The sequence below is a fragment of the Psychrobacter sp. 1044 genome, from assembly GCF_904846525.1.
In the GTDB taxonomy this organism is placed as follows: domain Bacteria; phylum Pseudomonadota; class Gammaproteobacteria; order Pseudomonadales; family Moraxellaceae; genus Psychrobacter.
On record NZ_CAJHAZ010000004.1, the window covers coordinates 188784 to 212126 of the forward strand.

A 23343-nucleotide genomic window follows, 5' to 3' on the forward strand; every position below is an offset into this window, starting at 1 on the left:
AAATTTTAATCTGAATGTATAATCCAATAAAATAAAAAAAGGAGCGCACATGTCTGAGATTGACCGAGCAATGATTACCCAAGCAATGATTTTGGCTGCTGGTAAGGGCACGCGTCTGCGCCCGTTAACACTGGATACACCCAAACCTCTGGTCGAGGTGAGTGGGCAACCGCTTATCGTCTGGCACATTAAAGCGCTACAAGCGGCTGGTATCACTGATATCACCATTAATGCGTCATGGCTGGCTGATAAGCTGATGGATACACTGGGTGATGGCAGTCAATACGGTGTTAAATTACATTGGTCAGTAGAGAATGATGAGCCTCTAGAGACCGCAGGTGGTATTTTTCAAGCGTTACAAACTGGCAAGCTGCGCGATGAGCCATTTATCTTAGTGAACTCAGATGTATGGACGACCTATGATTTTGCGCAGTTGCGAGATTATAAGCTTGGCGCAGATCAGCGCGCACATCTGTTATTGATTGATAATCCAGAGCATAATAACGGCGGTGATTTTGCCATCAATAATGGTTTAGCCAGCGAGCAGCCGATTGGTGATGCAGACAAATACACCTTTGCTGGCATTAGTGTGATGTCACCACGATTAGTCGATGGGTTGGTATCAGGTCAGCCAGCGGCGTTGGCACCATTGCTCAAGCAAGCGATGATAAAGTTCCAAATCACGGCTGAAATTATTTCTGATAATTGGATCGATGTGGGCACGCCTGAACGCTTAGCGCAGGTAAATGAATTTATCAAAAGCAACGGTGTTGATCACCATAAAGGCGCTTAGATTATGGTGTTTAGACTATGGTATTTATAATAAAGTGCTTAGATTAAGATGCCTAATTCTTATTAATCTTATATAAGTAGTCTTATAAAAAAGCAGCGTCGATGAATCGGCGCTGCTTTTTTATGTGATATAGCCATGGCTAAGTGGGCTGCAAATGATTGCTAGATGCCCATAGCCAACTTGATCAATTGAGCAATCGTAAAAATAACTGCAAACCCTGCTATATATAGCCCAATGAACCATGCCCATTGTGACTGTTTCTTACTGAGCTTCTTCATGCTCGCCTCCTACTACGTGTTAATGCGCTTTAAAAAGTGTAGCCACTGCTCATATTTGCAGTAGCCACATTTTTATATCCTTTGTTTACCCTTAGTACATATGCTCATGTCCAGTTTTACCCTTAAAGGTGTAATAGGCAAAAGCGGTATAACTCAGGATAATCGGTAGCATTATGACGGCACCAACTAACATAAAGGATAGTGAGGTGTCAGCTGCGGCTGCCTCATAAATCGTCATCTGATACGGTACGATGTATGGGAACATGGCAAAACAAACCCCGATATAGCCCATCAAAAACAGTGCCACAGTCAACAAGAAAGGACGATATTCGCGCTCGCCATTTAAGTCTTTACGCATCAAGAAAAATAATAGTAAAACTATAATTGGCATAGGTGCTAGATATAATAGACCTGGAAAGCTAAACCAGCCTTCAAGAGCATTAATGTCTGAAAAATACATAAACGCTGTGACGACGATCATTGCCACTACCAAAGCAGACAGCATCCAGCCAGACACTTTGCGTGCCCAGACTTGTAGGGTATGCTCAGTTTTGATAATGAGCCATGTAGAGCCAAGCAAGGCGTAACCGATAATCATGGCAAAGCCGCAGACGATCGAGAAAGGTGTGAGCCAGTCAAACGGCCCACCAGTATATAGGCGGTTGCTTGCCTCAAGACCTTGTACAAGCGCCCCAAGCATAATACCTTGAGAGAATGTAGCAACGACTGAACCAACAAAAAAGAAAGTGTCCCATACGTGACGACGTGACGATGCTTTGAAGCGAAATTCAAATGCCACACCGCGCATTATTAGACCGAATAGCATAAAAGTAACAGGCAGATAAAGCCCCGTCATAATGATGCCATAAGCCACCGGGAAAGCAGCGAACAAGCCGCCACCGCCCAATACTAGCCAAGTCTCGTTACCATCCCAAAACGGGGCAATAGAGTTCATAATGCGGCTACGGTTTTTATCTGAGCCAGCAAAGGGAAACAAGATACCGCAGCCCAAATCAAAGCCATCAAGCAATACATAGATAAAGACGGATAGAGCGATCAGTCCGCCCCAAATTAAAGGTAAGTCTAATACATCACCGTAGTTAAACATTAGCGTAACCCTCCATCATCGACGTCGTTTGCAGGAGTATCTATATCTTCTTCAGTACTCTTAGCAGGATTGCTATCGCCACTGAGCGCACGACCTTGGCTTTCGGTCACTGAGTGCTCATAGAAATTATCATCGGCAGGATCTTCGTACGGTTTTGGCCCTTGAGCGATCAAGCGTAGAATATAAAAACTGCCTGCACCGAAGACAAATATATAGAGGACAATAAAACCAATCAACGTGGTTGCCACTTGCTGTGCTGCGAGCGGTGACATGCTTTCTGCGGTGCGTATCACACCATATACAGTCCATGGTTGACGACCTGTCTCGGTCACAAACCAGCCCGCCAATAATGCGATAAAGCCAAGCGGTGTCATCATCATCCAAGCACGGTGGAACCAGACACTTTCGGGATTATATTGCTGTTTTTTAAAGTACTTATAGAGACTAAATAAGCCGACCAGCACCATTAACATGCCAATACCAACCATGATACGAAACGCCCAGAATACAATCATCACCGGTGGTTGGTCTTCAGGTGCCCAGTTTTTTAGACCTTTTACTTCCCCATCTAACGAATGGGTAAGAATCAAACCTGAAACATAGGGGATGCTTATTTCATATTTATTGGTCTGGTTTTCTTGGTCAGGAATAGCAAATAGGCGTAACGCTGCACCGCGCTCATCCTCCCAAATACCTTCCATCGCTGCGACTTTGGCTGGCTGATGCTCTAAAGTATTTAGACCATGCTCATCGCCAATTAATACTTGAGCGGGTGCGACAAATATAGCCATAATCATGGCCATACCTAGCATGACACGACCATGTTGACGGTGTTCGGTGTGTTTTTTGGACTGAATATAATAAGCACCAACCCCGCCAATAACAAAGGCTGTCGTCAAGAATGCCGCTGTCATCATATGAGCATAGCGGTAAGGGAATGAAGGGCTAAAAATGATCTCAAGCCAGTTGGTAGGATATAAAAGGCCATCTGCACCCATCATAAAGCCTTGCGGCGTCTGCATAAAGCTGTTGGCGGCTAAAATCCAAAAGCCTGAAATCAGTGTACCAATGGCGACAATGGCAGTGGAAGCAAAGTGCATACGTTTGCTCACGCGCCCCCAACCAAATAGCATAATACCTAAAAAGGACGCTTCTAAGAAAAACGCGGTCAATACTTCGTAGGCGAGTAGTGGACCCAAGACGTTACCGGCTTTGTCAGAAAAGACCGCCCAGTTAGTACCGAACTGGTAGGACATTACTACACCGGATACTACGCCCATACCGAATACCACGGCGAATATTTTGACCCAATGCTTGTAGACTTCAGCATAGATAGGCTCGCCTGTTTTGAGCCAACGGAATTCAAGCACCGTTAACCAGCTGGCAAGTCCGATAGAAAAAGCGGGAAAAACAATATGAAACGAGATAACAAAAGCGAATTGGATACGCGCGAGCATCAGCGCATCGAGCTGGTCAATCATAAACGTAGCGAACATAAACGGTTACCCTTATCTGTTAGCTGAATAGCGCTGGCTTCCATAAAACGCTCAAGTAACTGCCCGCAATCGTCTATAGATTAAGGTAAAAAGTAGTACGGGCAATGGCTCAGTGTTGATTAGCGAGCAATCTTAGGGATAGAGTGCGGCTAAGCTAACGACTGTTTAGCTGAATTAAGTAATTTATATCCCTATAAATTAATACATTACTGTCAGGTGCTGTCAATATATTATGCGCTTCCCTCGATACACACGCAAGCTGCGCAACAGATTGGTCGCATACCTGTTAGTCATTAAAAACTGCTGAGATAAACCCAAATATATCAGACTAATCGCTTGGGAAAACAAGGTGTTATCAAGTTCACCTTAATAACAGTAATGTTTTATTTGTGTACTATTATAGGCACAAATATCCAACAGAGTACAAAGTTGCAAAGCCATCTGCTTTACTCTTAATTTTAAAGTGCAAAGACCAGTGCAGTGCTATATGACACAAGCAATCATCATTCCTGTAATTGTTTGTGTAAAATCTGGCGCAATGTCAAAATAGTTTGCGGGTTAGTTTGAATGCTATGACCACCGCTGATAATCGTCTCAGAGGCCGCGCCATCAAGATGAGCGCTGGTATAAGGAACAATACCATCTGAGAGACGTTCAGTTAGTGCCTGGCTGATATCTTCATTGACAGTGACGGCTGCAAACAGTGGTTGGGCAGAGAGCTTTGAGTTATCAGAAGGGCTACTGGTACCGACTGTTTCATTTTCAATGTCTTCTTCTACTGCTTGCGATAAATCAACCTTTGCACCAGCTGGCTGCATTTGCGCCAGTCCTTTGGTAATATCGGCATCATTATTGGCAATGATAGAATGATAGGTCACACGATCATTGATGGTGATGTCTTTCGTCAGCTGTATAAAAGAGGATTTGTCGCTCAGTTGACTTGCGCCATTTTGTAAATATAACGCACCCAAAGGATTTTGTGCCAAATCACCTTGCGTGGCAATGGTGGCTAAGTTGTCCGTGACAGTTTTTACCAAACCAACTGGCAAATAGACAATACGGCGCAGTGCCCGAGTGAACCAGCGATCTGCATAGTCAGTTCCACGAAAAGGCGCTGATAAAAAGACAGCCGTATCTACTTGTGGTAAGGCTTTTAGCTCAAAGCGTTCTTTTAGCTGATCTTCGCCAAATGATGCTTTAAGTGCGTCACGAATCTTACGTTTTTCACTATCAGACAGCACATTTTGATCGTCTAGTCGATCTAGGTCATCGACTAAGTTCTCATCAGATAGCATCATACGGGCGATAATGGCACCCATACTATGACTGATAATCACGCTGTTTTTGCTGGCACGATTTTGTCCTTTAGGATCAGTCTGCTTGTAGGTGCTGTTGATTAACTGTTGTATTTGATAACGGTTTTCTAAAATGGGCAAATTGGTTGGATAGAATATCTGCCACACTTGATAGTTATCACGCAACTTATCGTCGTTGAGAATATCGTTGGTTAAATTGACCCAAGTGGCAGGGCTAGAAGCCAAACCATGCAGCATAATCAGGACGCGCTTATTGGGATCATAAGGCTCAAGCATGAATAATTTGGGCAGTCTGGCCTCTGGCTGGCGAGTGATTAAATTGAGATAACCGACGCCATCTAGCTGGTTCTCTGACAGCCATAACCCATAACCTGCAGAAAAGTTAGCCGCCAGTGGATAGTCACTATTAAGGATGTTAACGCTTTCGCTTTGGTATGGGTTGTATAAATGAATATCGAGCTGGCGACTGCTTAGTACATCCAATACGCTATCGCCGCTTGGTTCAATCAATCCTGTTAGCAGCAAATGTCCAGTAGGGTAGATACGCGAACTTGGCTTGCTCTCATCTGTGTCTCCATCTTTTTCATTGGCCAATCGACCTGACAATGATGATACTAATAATTGGCGAATCGTGGTGGTATAACGGTCATCTAGTGAGGCCACCAAGCTGATACCTAAGCCTGGACGTTTGCTGATTGAGTTAAGCCCAGAGAGGCGTAATTCGTAAGTAGAAACCAAGTCTGCTAGTGCAGAGGTCTGCTTATGTGCATTTTGCAAATAGTTATTTTCATTAGGCAAATAAACACCAAGATCATAATCATCAATTTGTATTTTCATGACATTGACTTGGTCAGTAGGTTTGCCTTTGAGCGGTGAATAATTGGCAATCGCGGCTTGGTTACTGTCATTAAGATGGCTAGCAGATGTGGGCAAATAATCTACTTTGGTACCGCCCATCAATTTATTTGAGCCGTTGGTTGATCTATAAAGCTGGGTTATCACATCATTACTGGCGGCATTATAGATGTCTTGGGTTTGAATATCGGTGTCATTTGGAATACGGTTCTGTGCCTGAGAGGGACTTTTATCTTGATCTGCGCCCTCAAAATCATGCGTCAAACTGTCATAAAATAAATAGGTATAACTGGATTTGATAGCATCGAATAATCGCTCTTGATAACCTGTTAGACAGCGATTGGTGTTTTCTTGCTGGACTTTAGCTTCTGTATCCTCTAAAGGTGCGTTGGCATAATAAGGATCAAGTGGCGGGCGAGCCAGCGCATTGCGGCAGTCTTGAGAGGCAGAAAGCTGTCGCGCTTTTGCGTAGTGTAACTCTGCAAAAACTGCCAAAGCAGGACGGTAGTGTTCATTCAAAATACTGTCAGTAAGCTGAGTGAGGCATAAATCAAACTGCTGCATACAGGCTTGCTCATTGAGCCCTGCCGATAAGAGCGCTGATGCCGTATCACTGCTTAGTTTCTTGGTGGTGACGATGTTACCGCGCTGCGCAGTAATCGTCTTCGCTGACGCTTGCTTATTCACTGATACCGTACTGCACGCAGGTAGTAATGCTACCGCGGCTATCAAGGCGACTGATGTGATCGAAAATGGGGTTTTCTTAGCATGCGTCACCATATTTTTGATAGGGCTAGCGAAAGTCATAGGTGAGTCCAGTTAGTCGTAAAAGCATGATTGAGTCAGTAATTTATAAGAAGAAGTGTAGCGTAACTTTTCGCATTAAACTATTTTATTTAAATTTCAAAAATACGGTTTAAACTTCGATAATTGAATCGAACACGCATTTAAATAAGGTAGACAGCAAGTTGGATTCAATGGAGTTTTGCTAGACATAAAAAAGCCCCTGACTCTATATTGAAGTAATTTCTATATAAAGTCAGGGGCTTAGTCGAGTCAATCTAGCTTATGGAGCAATCATGGAATTTGGTGAACTTACTTAATGACATTTAAACACCCAATCAATGTTAAGCACTAGGCTTAACATTGATGTCAGGCGCAGGTATATCCCAAATGTAGAATTTACCCTCTTCAATAAGTTTGATTTGCTGACGAATGATGTCATTGTTAGGGTTTTTCTGTTCAAGACGACGTAAGCGCTCTAGTGCGTTATCGCGGCGATCACTTAACAAGTCTGACTGCGCCAAGCTTTGCTCTGCTTCGGTATAGCCAAGAGACACTGCGCGGTCTAGGTATTTTTGACCTTCTTTGAAGCCGCCGCCTTCTGACAACATCATGCCATATAAGAAGTTGGCTTCGCCGCTATCAGGCTGCAGTTTAATGGCACGGTCAACATATTTTCCACCACGTATCGTATAGTCTGATCCCAAATCTAAGTTACGTCCCATGCCATTGAGTTTAGCGGCACGAATCAATACATCATAAGAGGCATTTGGTGATTCAGCATAAGGCTGTATCCATTCAGCCAATACTTTGATTTTTTCACGCGTATAATGGCGCTGTGAGCGGTTAGGGAAGTTTGGTGGGTAATGACGGGCATTAGGTGAGACGTCTTCGATGAAATCATCAAGCAAGCTCACGTCTAGCTGATCGTTGTTATTACCGTTTTGCTGAGGAATCAACACAGTCGGTACAAAGCTTACGTCTGACAATTGCACTTGCGGCGTTGGTATATTGGCAAGCTGACCACTACGCAGGTCGACACCAGTAGCGGTCAATGGACCAGGCTCATAAACTCGAGTGGTGCCAGTGAACTCAGGTATTTTTGGTGCTGGTACAACATCTTGTGGTTGCAATGTACTCATTGGCGCACGATACGGCTGAGCATTATTTGGCAAAGGAGCGCTTTGTGGAACGCTACTGCTTTGAAGGTCAGTTGGTTGAGTATTGGCTGTCACTGCCGCAGTCGGTGAAGTTGATGGAGTACCCTCTTGTGCTGTACTAGCCGCAGTCGGTCGAGCAAGGCGAATCACACGTTTGCTAGAATCCATAGCGCTAGGCACCGATGTGGCAGCAGTATCGGTCTTTGCAGCATCTGTTGCTGCATTGGTTTCTGCCGCATTGACAGGCGCTGATAATAGCATGGCACAAGCTGTTGCCAGTGCTGTCAGAGTTGCCAGTTTAGGCGACTTGCTAGACGAACGAGCAGAGAGAGTCGATTGGTTGATGGCTTTCATAAAAATCGTTACCTTAGTTTATTTAGTTGTTATTTAGTTGTTATTTAGCAATTGAATGGTTATTAGCTCATGTCTTTGCGGCAAAATCATACAAATTTTTAATACCCTAACAAATTCAGCTGAGCGCTATCAGTAGTAGGATTGTTAATAGTAACGCGATAGCGTGTACGTCATGCCAGCGACAGCAGGGTAAATGAGAGCAATATCAATAATAAAGCGCACTGCACTTACCATCACAACACACTTATCATCACAACCTATCGCTCAAAATCTGCTATCACAGATGGCAATTACAAGTGATATGCCGTGGCTTTCATGCGATTGGCCATCCAGCGCATAGTATGACGTACAGGCGGTGATAACGCTGCGCCGCCACTTGCTAATGCCAGCTCACGATGATGCAACTCTTCAATATCCATTTGCGCCAGTATCTCTTTCGAGCGTTTATCGTGCTCTGGTAATTGGGTGATATGGTCTTGTAAATGTTCGCTGACTTGAGCTTCTGTCTCTGCGACGAATCCCAAGCTAAATTCATTAGAGATGGCACCCGCGACTGCGCCAAGACCGAAAGACATGCCATACCATAATGGCGTAAAGACACTGGCATGACTGCCAAGCTCGTCTAATCGCGTCTCGCACCAGACCAGATGATCGACCTCTTCTTCGGCTGATTGTTGCATGGCTTGCTTGACGCCATTGTCTTTGGCGGCAAATGCTTGACCATGATACAGACCTTGCGCGCATACTTCACCAGTATGATTGATACGCATCAATCCGGCAACATGTCGCGCCTCGGTGATAGTGAGCTCAGGAATCTCGTCACTGCTGACTGGTAGTGGACGAGTGCTAGGGTTTGAATGTGGTACGACAGCTCGTAATGCCTTATCGACCCCAAGTAATAATTGGTCGACTTTGGATAAGGGACGCAGGGCCATGATTCACTCCTGATGGCTTAAATACGATCAAAAAATTAAACTTATCTGTTCTGCTAAAAACATTATCCGTTTTTCTAAAATAATGATAGTGATTAACGCATAGGTATTACTATAGCAAACAATCCAAATTATCAGCATCAATATTATCCATTTGATAACACACCGATTGCTATAGCAGCATGTCAATCTTACTTATGGAGCCACTTCATCGTGCGTTTGGATGACTGCATTTTTAATATGCTTATTGAGTTTACTGTATAAAAAGGCACCGAAGGCAATGTTTATGAGTCCTGTCACTAAAAATAGCTGAGGTAAATTGAATCCCAAAGCGTTCAAGATCACGATAGAGAAAATCGCTGAGGTGACCATAAATATCGCGTTAAAGATATTGTTGGCACCAACGACACGCGCGCGGTGGCTCTTGGGTGCATAGGCTTGCATAGAGGCATATAACGGTACGATGTATAAACCGCCGCTAAAGCCCAAAAAGAATAAATCAGCAAACACGCGCCAGCTGCCACTCACCGCAAATAACTCACTGATGCCAAACAGAGTCGCATTATTTACATTGATGTTGAGACTTGACAGTGAAAAATACAAATCAATCGCAAAAATACTTAAGCCCGCGATACCAAAGGGCAAAAGACGCAAGCTGACTTGGTTTTTGGTTAATGATTTGCATAATAATGAGCCAATCGACACACCAACAGAAAACAAGGTTAATAGGAAAATAACCACTGATTCATCACCATGTAAGATGACCTTGCTGAATTCTGGCGTTTGGGTCAAAAACGTCGCGCCATAAAACCAAAACCAGCTATTACCAAGGATGACAAAGAACAAAAAAGGCAATGAATATAAGTAGCGCACCGTCGCCACACTAGTGGTCACAATGTTCCAGTTGATTTTTAGGTTTGGCTGCATCGCTGGCATGTGGGGTATTAATCGTGCGACAAAATAACCCAATACGGCGATGACCAATACTGTCACACTTATCCAATAGAGCGGCTGTGCTATCTGGGTTAAAACGCCCGCGATAATCATACCGAGCAAGATCGCTAACGACGTCCCCATTTGAAACAAACCATTAGCACCAACCAATTCATCTTCTTTCATCGCTTGTGGTAAGTAGGCGTATTTAATAGGTCCGAAAAAAGTAGATTGAGTGCCCATGAGAAACAACGCAACAAATAATAATGCATACCACTCAAACACGAACCCTACTGCCGCAATCACCATAATCACGAACTCAAGCAGCTTAATCAATCGTGTGAGTTTTGATTTTTCGAATTTATCCGCGATTTGTCCTGCCAGTGCAGAAAACAAAAAATAAGGTAAAATAAACAACATCGCGGCCAAGTTGTTCAAAATACTGACTTCCATGCCTAACTGACTCGCAGCGGTGTAAGTCAAAACCAGTATGAGTGCTTGCTTAAAAATATTGTCATTAAACGCGCCCAAAAACTGGGTAAAAAACATGGCGCTAAAACGGCGGTGCTTAAATAATTGAAACTGATTGGCCATGAAAATTCCTACAGACGGGTCGCGGTTGCTAGATCAAAGAAAAGCGCTGAATACCGCTTTTAAAGTGAAAGTAATTATCGATATAATTATTAACAGTATCAAAAACTTATCGAAATATAGCATAGGTTTTATCAATATTAAGCCGTATAATAGCAAGGCTTTGGTAAAAATACATGCGCTCGACGCTATGATTTCATAATTATCTAAGTTATGATTTGTAAATTTTGCATGGTTGCGTCGCGAGGTGTGAGTGATGGCAAAGGCTTGCTACCACTCACGCATGTCCATATCTTGATAAAAACATGGTGCTAATCTGACACCAAGGTTTGCGTTATAAACGGTCATTATCCAAAGCAAGACAGTAAACCATAATTCAGCCAACTGCTATAAGTTTATTCACCGGTAAGACTAGGCGATTGTTATCGTTCATAATATTGTGCCGCGTGAGGTGATAGGAAATACACATGAAACACCAGCCTTCAACGCTTGCGCGCAATGTATCGATGATGCAGTGTGATACGGATAATGTTCGAGAGGATATTGAAATTCAAGATTTTCAGAGTGACCGTTTTCAAAAAACACGTCGTGCAGCAGCTATGGCAACTCATGGCAATGCGCCGCGCATTCATTTTACGCGCTCAGCACTTTTCACTGCGCTAGCGACTAGCCTGGTGGGTTTCGGTATGGCACCTGCTGCATTGGCTGATACCACAAATAATGTCAGTTCTCCTAAACCACCTACGAGCAATCAAATAGCTGTCGATCAATCAAACATTCAACCAACCAGTACTCAATCAACCAGCACTCAATCGACCACACTGTCAGATGATGATACTCAGCTCGATATCGCTTTGGATGCATTGCGCCTAAAAAAGGCAGTAGAGCAGGGCATTATCGATCAGTCAGTATTGGATGAGTACAGTGAACAAAGTCTAGGCATTAAGAAGTCTGATGCTCAAGATAAAAGCGCTAAAAAACCAGCTGCTCAGTCTCAGGGTATGGCCAATTCTCAGGCAAATGCCATGGATAATATGGCTGGCGCAAATGATGCTCAGCTCGATCTTTCCAATAGCGCCAATGATGACTTGTTGCAACAAGCCGCAGCCATACAGCAGCAGGGTTATCAGATGATGACGCCCGAGGAGATTGATCGTGAGCTGGCTGCGATGGACATGCAGAATGCCCAAGATATTGATGACATCAATAATAGTACGGACGTTAATAGCAGTAACGTTAATAGTACCAACATTAATAACAATAACAATAATAATGATATCAGCAATAACGATCGCGATTTTGACGCGCCAATTGCTACATTAGATGATACAACCCCGCCTATTGGTTTAGATGTGGATTTGGATGCGACCAATCTGCCAACTCCTAACAACCTTGAGACACTTGGTAGGAATGAGAGCGCCGCTGAACGCGCACAGACGGCTGAAGTTATGTCGCGTCCGATCGATGTTAGCGACTCTGTCAGTAGTGGGCGCGTGGATGGAACCGGTACTTTCGATAATGAGATTGTTGCCAATGCCAGTGATGAGACCAATGAAGACGGTACAACGTCAGATATCATCAATCCTGATGACTACTTGCCAGACTATCAAGCGGACTCTCAGGGAATAAACCAGAGTATCGAACAAGCCAGTAAGCCCAAGCCAATGGCGCGTAATAAAGGCAATATCGTGAAACGCCTTTATAACCGTTTATTCAATGCAGGTGTGATGGCATTACCACATGTAGATACCACAATTTATCTACGGCAGGCGACCGCTGAAGGTACTGTCGATGGTAAGCCAAAACTCACCAAAGCGGATAATGACGTTCAGCCCATGAAAAACATCAAGGCTGCCCTTGATGATACGACGGTTCAGTCAGTTACCGATTTTACGGCCGCATTGCCACGCCTGCGCCAAACAGCATTAGAGGCGGCCCAAGCAGTGGGTTACTATGATATTACGTTACGCCTACGTCAGCGCAATGCTGACACGATCGATGTCATTATCGAAGAGCTGGGCGAGCCGGTACGTGTGGATAGCCGTATTGTTGAGATTCGCGGTGAAGGCAGTGAACAACCAGAATATACAGCACTTGAAAAAGACTTGCCGCCACAAGTAGGCGATATCTTCAATCACCGTGTTTATAAAGATAGCAAGGCGGCCCTTGAGTCGCTGAGTAATACTTATGGCTATTTTGATCAATATTGGCTCAACAAATCCGTTGATATTATCTTGCCAGATAATACAGCAGATGTGTCGCTGGTCTACAACACTGGTGATCGTTATGAGTTTGATGACGTTGTGTTTTTTACATACGATGAAGAAACCAACACCTTAACCCAAGATCCTGACAAGCTACCTGTTGAGTTGCCACTATTACAACAGTTGTTTGACTTTAAGCCCGGTGATCCTTTTTATCGTCCAGCGGTGACCGAGTTTAGTAATGACTTATCAGCGACTCGTTATTTTAATACGGTCAACGTTGAGTCGATATTGCCTCCAGATGAACGCAGTGAAGCCAGTACTTTGGCTTTTGATAACACGCCTACCAATAATAGCGGCACACTCGACGACGATATTAATAGTGATGGCGCCTCAGACATTGCGGGTAATAATGGTGCTGAAAGCTCAGCTGCTTCTAATAGTAGCCGTGTTAATCAAGACAATAACGCTGATGATGGTGATGAAAATAACGCAGAGAGTGAGGGTAATACGACTGCCAATAGCGGTGAAACAGTCAATCCCGCCGACATCGCGGCGATCGATTTTGAAGCTGATGCAGCTACACTTGATAAACTACAAGCTATCAAACAAAAAGCAGAGCGTTTGAGCCGCTTACCAAATGACCGTGTATTGGATGAAAAAGACCAAGAAGCGGACAATCTTTTGGGTAAAATAAGCGACGGCATCAGTAATATTGCGCAAAAAATATTCCCTGATGAAGAAAGCTTAATCACTGATGAAAACTTTGTACCACCAACGCTGGCTGGTCGAAAAACACCGCGACAAGTGGCAGAAAGTAAAAAAGTACCGTTGTATGTTTTTGTCTCTTCAAGTAAGCCGCGCGATGCCCAAGTAGGTCTTGGTTACGGCACAGATACGGGCGTGCGAGCGACGGCAAAAATAGACTATAATTTGCTCAATCGTAAAGGCTATCAAGCTGGTGCAGAGACCGAAGTTTCCAGAATTACTAAAAACGTCGCTGTTTATGCCAGTCGACCTTGGAAACATCCACTTAACGATAAATTAGATGCGCGTCTTACCTATGAAGAAGAGGTCATCGACCAAGGTGAAGGCAACTTTGACTTATCTACTACGACGCTAAAAGCAGCATTGGCGCGTAATATTCGCCGTGACAGTGGCTGGAATCGCAGCTACTCTGTGAATTACCGTTTAGATGAGCTAGAGACTGGGGTCGATGAAACAGAGTTGGACGATCTACCTATTCGCTTTACTTCTTCTAAGCCTAAGCAGCAAGCGCTGCTATTTGGTTATGGTATGAACAAAACCGACGTAGACAGCGTGACCAATCCGACTCGCGGTATGCGTCAGTATTACTCGCTTGAAGCAGGGGCTGATAAAGCCCTTAGCGACACTAATATGGCAATCATTCGCGCAGGTGTCAGCGGCATTTATAGTTTTGGCGATGAGCAAAAGCATCAAGTACTGGGCAGTCTGAATACAGGCTACATCTGGGCAGATGATTTTTATGATGTGCCTTATAAATTACGCTTCTTTGCGGGTGGCGATCAAAGTATTCGTGGTTATGACTATGAGAGCTTGTCACCGCTCGACAAGGGCTATTTGACTGGTGGGCAAGTGCTTGCGGTTGGTAGTGCAGAGTATAACTATGAATTTAAACCAGGATTCCGTGGGGCATTCTTCACTGATGTGGGTAATGCTTACGACAAAAACTTCGAGACTGAGACAAAGGTCGGCGTCGGTGTTGGTATCCGCTGGGCATCGCCAGTCGGTGTGGTACGAGTTGATGTGGCTGCTGGCGTGACAGAAGAAAGCATACCAGTTAGACTGCATTTCTTTATTGGCTCGCCTTTATAGCCATGTAATCCAGTAGTGACATCATTTAGCGCGTATTGAACATTATTAAGTCGTCTCCGTTAGTGACATAGAGACAGGTTCAATACGCGCTATTAGCAATATCCGTTGTATTTCTTATTTATCGTGCCGATTGCCGGTGACCATTCTTTAACGTAGTTGAGTGTCATGCTGACAAAAAATACCCCGCCTAATAACGCACCAGATGAAGATCCAGCACAGCGTGACGCTCGTGCCGTCAGACGTTGGTATCCGCTGTCATTTTTGCTCAAATTACTCGTGCTTATTTTAATTGTGCTGGCCATCATGTTTGCCGTGTTTTTTTACGCAATGGGCACAGAGTCGGGTACGAAGTTTATATTAGAGAAAGTCAGTGCTGAGACGGGCATTGATTTTAAATATGGTCGCGGTAATTTACGTGATGGAATCTGGGTCACTGATATCGATATCAAGGCGACTGAAGACCTTGAAGTATTGGTTGATAAAGCTTATGTCAAGATAGGCTGGCGTGCCATATTTGCCAAAGAAGTGCATCTGCGTGATGCAGACATACAAACCATTGAGATTATCAATAACAAGCCACCAACGGGTGAGCCGTTCGATTATAAAACGTTACAGCTACCAGTGAACTTACGCTTTGATCACGCTAAAATAAAAAATATTACTTATAAACAAGTGACCAAAGAGCCCATCGTTGTGCAGGATATTGTTGCCCGTGATTTGACATGGGTCGGTAGCACGGTAACGGTTGGTCGCGGCGATTTACAATATGCTGATATCGTCAAAATCAGTGCCTTACAAGGTGAAATTGATTTACAAGGCGACTATCCGCTAGATTTAAGCGCGATTGCAGAAGTCAGTGCGCTAGAAAAAGCCTATGTTGACCCATTGAATATCACGGCAACAGGGACGCTAAAACGTACGGTCGGTAAGGTTCGTAGTCGCTACAATGACAGCGATGTGAGCGGTGATTTTGTTGTACAAGGTTTAGATCAGGATTCGCCGTTCCAGGCAAAATTGCAATGGGATGATATTTTGATCCCTTATGCGGAAAGCCAAAAAATTCGTTTAAAAAGTGGTACTGCTACCGCGACAGGGGTGATCTCTGAAATACGTCTGCGTATCAATACTGAGCTGACGGCTAAAGACATTCCGTCCGGTCACTATCAAGGTCGCGCCGTCATTGCAAACAGTCAGTTACGTATTGATCGCTTAGATGCTCAGGTGCCAGCTGGAAATTTAATTCTGCAAGGTATTTTAGATTGGCAAGACAGCTTTGATGCAAAAGTACGAGCGACAGGTAGCAATTTTGATATTCGCCGCGTTATTCCTGATGACTATGCTGATTTCAAAGCATATGCACCGCAAAAGCTGAATGGTCGACTGTCATTACATTATCAGCAGAAAAACAGTACTGGTAACATAGAGCTTGATGCAGATTTGCGTCAACGTGATGGCGAGCATGTGAATGCTAATATCGTCCAAGGCAAAACGTCAGCGAAGTCGACACAGGTAGCGCCTTGGTATATCGATGCCAAATGGCAAAACCTAATCCGCCGCGATGTGCCTAATATCGGTAATATTGATAGTCCGCGTGGACAGGCAGATGTCATCATTCGTGGCTCACGGTTATCAGTAGATGCCAATGCGGTCATTAATGAATTGAATGCCGCTCCTAAAGGCAACTATGATGTGCGCGTGCGCAAAGCTGGGGATGTCATCGACATCAATCGCCTGAATTATAAAGGGGTTGTGGGCGACTTATCAGGTACTGGGCAGATTCAATTGGCAAATAAAAAGCGTCCGCTCACATGGCAGATAGATGCGCGTACCAATGGATTATTACCCAAACAGTATCGCAGTGATTTGCCGATTGAGCGCCTAACAGGTAGTGTCAGCGCGCGTGGTCGTTTATTGACTATTACTAAAGGTGGCGTTAGTGGTCAGCGTCATATTATTACCTTAAGCAATACCGACTTGCAGGCGCAACTTGATGCGACTCAAGATGGCCGTGCTATTGGCATAACGGGTGCGGGTGATGCCAAAATCGATATCGTTGGTGGCGAGCTTTCTATGTTCGATGCGCGCTTCAATGGTCAAGTCGATACTGCAGATGTACCAAAAGGACGCCTATCTATTGATGCGGCTGGCACGCCAAAGTTTATCAGTATTCGTAAGCTCAATTACAATGGTGAAGCGGGCGCAGTGAATGCCAAGGGCGTCATCGATTTGCGTAAAAATATCGGCTGGACGATAGATGGTCGCTTTGATAAATTTAATTTGGGTTATTTCTTGCCCAATAATCCAGCGATTATCACAGGTGATCTAAAAACCAGTGGCGAGTGGCAAACTGCGCCTAAGAATAGTAAAAATACCGCAGGCAAATTGCAACGTTTTGCGGTGAATTTCGATGGAGTGCTAGATGCTGAACAATTGCCAGCGGGCAAGCTGACCATTGATGCCAGTGGTGATGATCAGCTGATTCGTATCAAGCGTTTCCGTCATGTGGGCGCGGCAGGCAGTATTGATGCCAAAGGGACGGTTGATGTACGTCAAGGTATTGCGTGGGATATTGACGCAGTGATGGATCGTTTTAATATTGGTTATTTCCTCAAAGATACCCCAAGCCTTATCACCGGTACTATCGATACGGATGGGCGCTGGAGTGACTCGCAGCAAATCATTAATATCAAAAAAATTGATTTAAGAGGTATGTTAAAAAATCAACCGCTTAGTGCTAAGGGTAGCTTAGCGGCGAAGATGCGTCTGCCAAAAGATTTGGCAAGCTATTTCAAGCGCCTACAAACGCAAGATGCACAGGCGCAATATAAGCAAGTAAATGCTTTGATAGACAGCTTAAACGCGGATAATTTAGTGCTACGTTGGGGTGATAATTATGTCACTGCTAATGGCAATGCTAAGCAATTACAAACCAAAATTAATATCACCAGTCTGGATCAGTTGTCAGATAAATTGGCTGGCAAAGTCACTGGCGGTGCGACCTTATCACAGCCAGTAGGACAAGCGCTGCCAACCATTTATATCGATTTGGTTGGTGAGCGGATTGCGCTGCCTGGCTTTATTTTGCGCCAAGGTCGCGTGCGCGGTAAGCTGGTCAATTTAGCAAACAGCCCAAGTCAGCTTATTATCACCGCTGAAGGTTTAGATGCAGCTGGACAGAGTTTTAAAAGCGTTAAAGCGACTTTTAATGGTACTGAGCAAGCGCATGTAGTCAATCTTGACGTTGCCAATGAGCAGCTCACGATTGGCGCAAGGCTTAAAGGCGGCTTCAATCGGGATAAACTGAGCTGGTCTGGCGTCATCGGTAAGGGCCGTGTTCAATCTAAATATGCGACCTTAAATCAGTTACAGCCAGCGCAGTTAATTGTTAATTTACCCAACAATCAAAATGGCAATAATAACGATTTAAAAGTACAGTTGGCAGCGCATTGCTGGCAAGCCACCGATCAAACGGGCAAGGTATGCTTACGTGAAAACTTAATCGCGTCACCTGATAAAGGTGAGGTGAATATTGCCTTACAAAATCTAGATACGTCATTACTATCGGTCTTTTTACCCAAAGATATCGACTGGCATGGCAAAATTAATGGTAAGGCGATTGTTGGCTGGCAACGTGGTCGTCCACCGACGATTAATACCACACTGTATTCAGACAACGGCAAAATCGGCTTGATTCAAGATGGTGATAGTTTACCCGTCACTCTGCCTTATAAGCGGGTCTCACTAATTGCATTGTCCGTCCCTGAGGGCATCAAACTACGTACCGACATCAACACTGGTGGCGGTGCGCGTGGCTATGCGGAAGTGGTCGTTGATCCTTATAAGACGCCTAAGCCAATTTCGGGCGCTTTGGTATTGAATGAGCTTAACCTTGCGATATTCAAGCCTTTCTTCCCAGGTATGCGAGTGCTAGAGGGCAATGTCACGATGGCAGGAGGATTGGGCGGTACATTAGATAAGCCGCAATTCTATGGCGATGTGAAACTTGCTAATGGCCGTATTGCGATGCTTGATTTGCCCATTAATTTAACCAATGTAAATACTGACGCCAAAATTCGTGGCACGCAAGCGACTATTGATGGAACCTTTAGCAGTGGTACGGGTAAAGGGGTTTTGACTGGGACAGTTAATTGGCAACAAAAACTCCAAGCCAAGCTTAGCGTCAGCGGCGAGCGTTTGGTGATTACCCAGCCACCATTGTTAGTGGCAGAAATCAATCCTGATATTGATATCATCGTGCGTCCAGGCGATCGCTATGTTGATATTAAAGGGGCGGTCAGCGTACCGTCAGCGACCATTCGTCCGCCAGAAGCCAGCGAAGATATCATTACTCAAACCGAGGATGCAGTAGTTCTTGATCGTCGTCTCATTGGCAATATAGACGAGGTATTGGCAATATCGAAACCTTGGTCAATCAATGCGGATATCGGTGTCGACTTGGGTGATGATATCAACTTCCGTGGTTTTGGTGCCGTTATTCCTTTAGCTGGTGCGATTAATATCACTCAAAATGGCACGGGTGTCATGCGTGCAAAAGGGGTGGTGCAAGTATCACGTCGTACCAATATCAACGCTTTTGGTCAGAACCTAGAGCTTAACTACGGACAAGTGCGCTTTAACGGTGATGTGATGAAACCTAACCTCAGTATTGAGGCGGTTAAAACGATCAGTGGCAAAACCGTAGGTGTCCGTGTCAAAGGCAATACAGAAAGCCCCAATATTATTGTCTTTAATAATGCAGGTTTGACCCAACAGCAGGCGATGAATGCTTTGGTGACAGGTCGAATTAATAACAAGGGCGCCACCCAAATCAGTGAGCAAGGCTTTAAATCGCAAGTGACGAATAACCTAGCCGCCGCGGGCTTAAGCTTTGGACTGAGTGGCACGCGTAATCTAACCAATCAAATCGGTCAGATTTTTGGTTTTCAGAGCTTGACCGTTGATGCCTCAGGCAGTAGTGAAGACACCAACGTCAACGTCACCGGTTACGTGACGCCTGACTTGTATATACGCTACGGGGTAGGGGTGTTTAATGCTCAAAATAGCTTATCTATTCGTTATCAGTTAACTCGACGTATTTATGTAGAGGCAACCTCAGCGGCAGAAAACGCGGTGGATGTGGTTTACAGTTGGCAGTTCTAAATCGCATCGTTTTATCCAATAAAAAACGCCTTTGAATGAAGGCGTTTTTTTATAGGTAGGTTAGGAGGTGTCCTCAATTCAATTGATAGTCATCTAAATAGGTTAAAAATGGCCAAATCTTGCCAAACGGCGTCAAATAGCTGACTAATACCTCGATATTATCGGCGCTATTTTCCTTGTTTGACGGCAATTTATCTCATTTTTATCACCATTTTTAAAATGAGGACACACCCTAATATTGATGATGAATGATATTAATCTATTTGGTCAGGATTAAGCGATTATTACGTGTCAAACGTAGTCGATACTCTTCACCCTCATGCTCAATACGCACTTCTTTAGTGAGTGCAAATAAGTGTTGTGATTGCAAAGTTGGTAAACGGTTTTCACGGCAATTCAAGTAACGAGAGATAACCATGCTCATAATAAATTCCTTTTGATAAAAAATGGCTGAATAGTAATGGCGATACAGTAACTATCTTTAACGATAATAATTATCATTTACATTGAAGGATTTTGCAAGGTAATTGATAAAATAAAATGCAGTCATTGTGTAAACTTATCTAAAGCAACTTTTGTAAATGAGGTTTAAATAAATAAAAATCAGCTAATTGTTATTATAAATCAATAAGTTGTTTTTAAATCGACTTGGTTTTTTGAAAGTATAAACCAATCAAATCGCACTTTAAAAAAATAGTAATAAAGGAGACGCCGATGCCAAATGAAGCAGACAACCACATTGATAGCTCATTTAACAGCGAAAAAGTACTTATCGTAAACGTGGCAGTTGCGGTCATTCATCATAAAGCCCAATATTTACTTGGATTTAGAAACGCCGCCCAGCATCAAGGCAACCGCTATGAATTTGTAGGTGGCAAAATAGAAACCAATGAAAACGCCGAGCAGGCATTAATTCGGGAAGTCGCTGAAGAGACAGGTATTGAGATTTGTGACAATACGATGGTCAAGCTTGGACGTCTGCATCATGATTATGGTGATAAGCAGGTCAGTTTACAGATTTATAAGGTTGAGCTGACCGCGCAGCAGTATGAGCAGCATAAGCATCGCCAATATGGGCTAGAAGGTCAGGCGCTAACGTGGGTAAATAAGTCAGATTTATTAGCAGGAAAGTATCATTTACCCGCTGCTAACCAGACGATTCTCGAATGGTTGAGTGTGCCAACAACGATAGCAATTACCTATCCATTGACGCATTTTGATGCCTCACCTGATCCAATGGCCGCATGGCTGACTTTTCATCAAAACAAGCTAACAGCCAATGCTTGGGTATATATTCGAATAAAGGCAGCTGGCTCAGAAACTATAGCAGCGCAGTTGATGCATATGCGTCCAGATATTAAGGCGATTGTCCCTTGTGATGTCAATGGACAGACCCTAACCACTGAAGCGCCGCTAGCAATGAAAGATACAACCATTGCCAATTCAATCGTTGCCAATCATCTGTCTCATACCGCATTGTTACAATGGTCGAAGGATACACAAGATAGAGTGCTGTCTAAAAATTATCCGTTAATAGTCAGTTGTCATGATGCCGCCAGTATTGATGCTGCCAATAAACTGGCTCATGCTCGGTTACAACAGCAATTACCGCCCGTCATTGGCGCCTTTTTATCTCCTGTACTAGTCACCCATACACATCCTGATACTGTGCCACTTGGTTGGGAATCATGGTCAGCATTGGCACAATTGGCTGACATGCCGATTATCGGTTTGGGTGGTTTATCACCTGTGATGATTCATCAAGTATTAGAGCATGGTGGTATCAGTGTTGCTGGTATTCGACAGTTCTTTGAATAGTAAAAAACTAATAGAGGGAGTGTTGGCACCAATGCTGACCAGTTCTGAACCAGAATTGCCATTAATTGGCATCTATCAGGGCAAATAATTGATTTTTAATATATTTATCCAATCAGTAACTATGTGTTTATTCGGTATTTATTCTACTGCATAAACGCATAGTTACTTACAAACCGTTGCTTTTTCCTACATTGCGACACTGTTTTAATAGTCGAGCTGCCATTAATATATATCACCTAAACAAAGAGTACTTACTCTATATTCTTATAAGCGAATTGCTTATCAATATACCTCTTAAGCCCTCTCATAATATTTGGTTTTTGCAGCGCCAGCTTTTACATTCAATATATTTTCAAAAGTTGAAGACGCACAGAAGATGAGAGTACATATGGGGCATATAAGAAGAATAGTTAACAGTCACTATCAATAATGGTACCTCTATGAAAACCAATAAGTTACCTCAATCAGCATGGTCTGATACAAAGGAAGCTGGTTCTCAATCTAAGCAGACTACCCAGTCGCGCCACTATCATCTGAATGAGGATAGTACACGGCAGACAGGTAACGCCAGCAACGATGCTAGCTACAACCATGATAATCTAAATGACCAATATTCTACCCATTTGGCAAAAAAAACGTCTTCGCAAGATCACTATTTTGGATATAAAAGCGCCGATAAGAGCCCACTACGGGCAAAAGAGTCTGCTATGATCAACAGCAACAATAATAAAGACGGCGATTCAAAACATAGCGAAAGCAGTGATTTCGTTAGTGATTACTGTACCAAGGATAGTGGTCACTGCACTAACGATTATAAATGGTCACAAGAGTTGAGCGAAAAAGAACCGTTAATATCAGATTTTTTAGGGGATAAGATAAATGGTTCAATAAATTCTCCTGTGCAAAAAGAATCTGGACAGAACCGCCATTCAAAGCAAAATACTGATTCATCATCAACCTCTACTTACTCATCATACAAAGAAATACCGGAGCGTATATTTATGAATGGACTTATCAAGCATACGGGCATAGCCCTAGCTATTATCATACCATTAGCCGCATTTTCAGCTTATGCGGCGACGCCACCGGTCAATGCTACAGCTGATATAACTGCTAACGCCACTACGGATAGAACCACCACAGAGACGTTGTCAATTAAGCCAAATGCCATCATTCATAAGTCTGCAAGTACACCGACCACAGTGGATAGCGTTGATCTAAAAAAGTATGCAGGAACATGGTATGAGATAGGTCGTTTGCCCATGTATTTTCAGCGCAATTGTGCCAGTGATGTCACTGCTAATTATACGGAAAAAACCGACGGTTCAGGTATCATAGTCACTAATAAATGCGTACAGAAAGACGGTTCTGGTATTACTTCTGAGGGTATCGCTAAGCCTATTGATGAGTCAGGCAGTAAGTTAAAGGTCACCTTTTTACCATCGTGGATTCGTTGGTTGCCAGTTGGTCGTGCCGACTATTGGGTACTAGCACGTGATGCTGATTACAAGACCGCTTTAGTAGGAACACCTGATAAAAAATATTTATGGTTATTGGCGCGTTCGCCAAACGTCACTCAAGAAACCTATGCCAAATATCGTCAAATCGCTCAACAGCAAGGCTATGACTTAAAAGAATTTAAGTTAACCCCGCAGACCAATCAAACGGTTAGCCTCGTTCCATAATGAGCATCACTTACTAGATA

The 23343-nt window shown here is 43.7% G+C and carries 13 protein-coding genes; 5 read left to right on the forward strand and 8 right to left on the reverse strand.

Annotation, left to right across the window (positions count from 1 at the left end):
• The first annotated feature begins 49 nt into the window (after positions 1–49).
• Positions 50–793, forward strand: coding sequence for an N-acetylmuramate alpha-1-phosphate uridylyltransferase MurU (gene murU / locus JMX82_RS04290; RefSeq protein ID WP_227676309.1), 744 nt, complete (start codon positions 50–52; stop codon positions 791–793).
• Between the two features lie 161 nt (positions 794–954).
• Here murU and JMX82_RS14440 read toward each other — a convergent pair whose 3' ends face one another.
• The 7 genes from JMX82_RS14440 to JMX82_RS04320 form a co-directional block, all read right to left on the reverse strand.
• Positions 955–1071, reverse strand: a complete 117-nt coding sequence (locus tag JMX82_RS14440) for a DUF2474 domain-containing protein (RefSeq protein ID WP_372815413.1) — start codon at positions 1069–1071, stop codon at positions 955–957.
• A gap of 91 nt (positions 1072–1162) precedes the next feature.
• Positions 1163–2179: a cytochrome d ubiquinol oxidase subunit II gene (gene cydB, locus JMX82_RS04295; RefSeq protein ID WP_201539606.1), complete on the reverse strand. Its 1017-nt coding sequence runs from the start codon at positions 2177–2179 to the stop codon at positions 1163–1165.
• The gene (locus tag JMX82_RS04300) at positions 2179–3675 is read right to left on the reverse strand and encodes a cytochrome ubiquinol oxidase subunit I (protein WP_087814611.1); all 1497 of its coding nucleotides are present in this window, start codon (positions 3673–3675) and stop codon (positions 2179–2181) included. The genes cydB and JMX82_RS04300 overlap by 1 nt, the downstream gene beginning before the upstream one ends.
• A 503-nt stretch (positions 3676–4178) precedes the next feature.
• The gene (locus JMX82_RS04305; protein ID WP_201539607.1) at positions 4179–6653 is read right to left on the reverse strand and encodes an esterase/lipase family protein; all 2475 of its coding nucleotides are present in this window, start codon (positions 6651–6653) and stop codon (positions 4179–4181) included.
• A gap of 320 nt (positions 6654–6973) precedes the next feature.
• Entirely contained in the window at positions 6974–8143 is a 1170-nt protein-coding gene (locus JMX82_RS04310) for a hypothetical protein (RefSeq protein ID WP_201539608.1), read from the reverse strand.
• Between the two features lie 290 nt (positions 8144–8433).
• A complete protein-coding gene (gene coq7 / locus JMX82_RS04315) occupies positions 8434–9072 on the reverse strand; it encodes a 2-polyprenyl-3-methyl-6-methoxy-1,4-benzoquinone monooxygenase (protein WP_201539625.1) in 639 nt (212 codons plus the stop codon).
• A gap of 198 nt (positions 9073–9270) precedes the next feature.
• The gene (locus tag JMX82_RS04320) at positions 9271–10602 is read right to left on the reverse strand and encodes an MFS transporter (protein ID WP_055124429.1); all 1332 of its coding nucleotides are present in this window, start codon (positions 10600–10602) and stop codon (positions 9271–9273) included.
• Between the two features lie 464 nt (positions 10603–11066).
• On the opposite strand from JMX82_RS04320, the gene JMX82_RS04325 reads away from it, so the two are divergent.
• Positions 11067–14660, forward strand: a complete 3594-nt coding sequence (locus JMX82_RS04325; protein ID WP_201539609.1) for an autotransporter assembly complex protein TamA — start codon at positions 11067–11069, stop codon at positions 14658–14660.
• 165 nt (positions 14661–14825) lie between these two features.
• Positions 14826–19820, forward strand: a complete 4995-nt coding sequence (locus tag JMX82_RS04330) for a translocation/assembly module TamB domain-containing protein (RefSeq protein WP_201539610.1) — start codon at positions 14826–14828, stop codon at positions 19818–19820.
• A gap of 259 nt (positions 19821–20079) precedes the next feature.
• Here the strand turns inward: JMX82_RS04330 and hemP are convergent, their stop codons facing one another.
• The gene (gene hemP / locus JMX82_RS04335; RefSeq protein ID WP_227672156.1) at positions 20080–20238 is read right to left on the reverse strand and encodes a hemin uptake protein HemP; all 159 of its coding nucleotides are present in this window, start codon (positions 20236–20238) and stop codon (positions 20080–20082) included.
• Positions 20239–20534: 296 nt separating this feature from the next.
• Here hemP and JMX82_RS04340 point away from each other — a divergent pair, with 296 nt between their 5' ends.
• Positions 20535–21638 carry an NUDIX domain-containing protein gene (locus JMX82_RS04340; protein ID WP_201539611.1) on the forward strand — a complete coding sequence of 368 codons (1104 nt, stop codon included), beginning with the start codon at positions 20535–20537 and terminating at the stop codon, positions 21636–21638.
• 440 nt (positions 21639–22078) lie between these two features.
• Positions 22079–23323 carry a lipocalin family protein gene (locus JMX82_RS04345; protein WP_201539612.1) on the forward strand — a complete coding sequence of 415 codons (1245 nt, stop codon included), beginning with the start codon at positions 22079–22081 and terminating at the stop codon, positions 23321–23323.
• Positions 23324–23343: the final 20 nt, after the last annotated feature.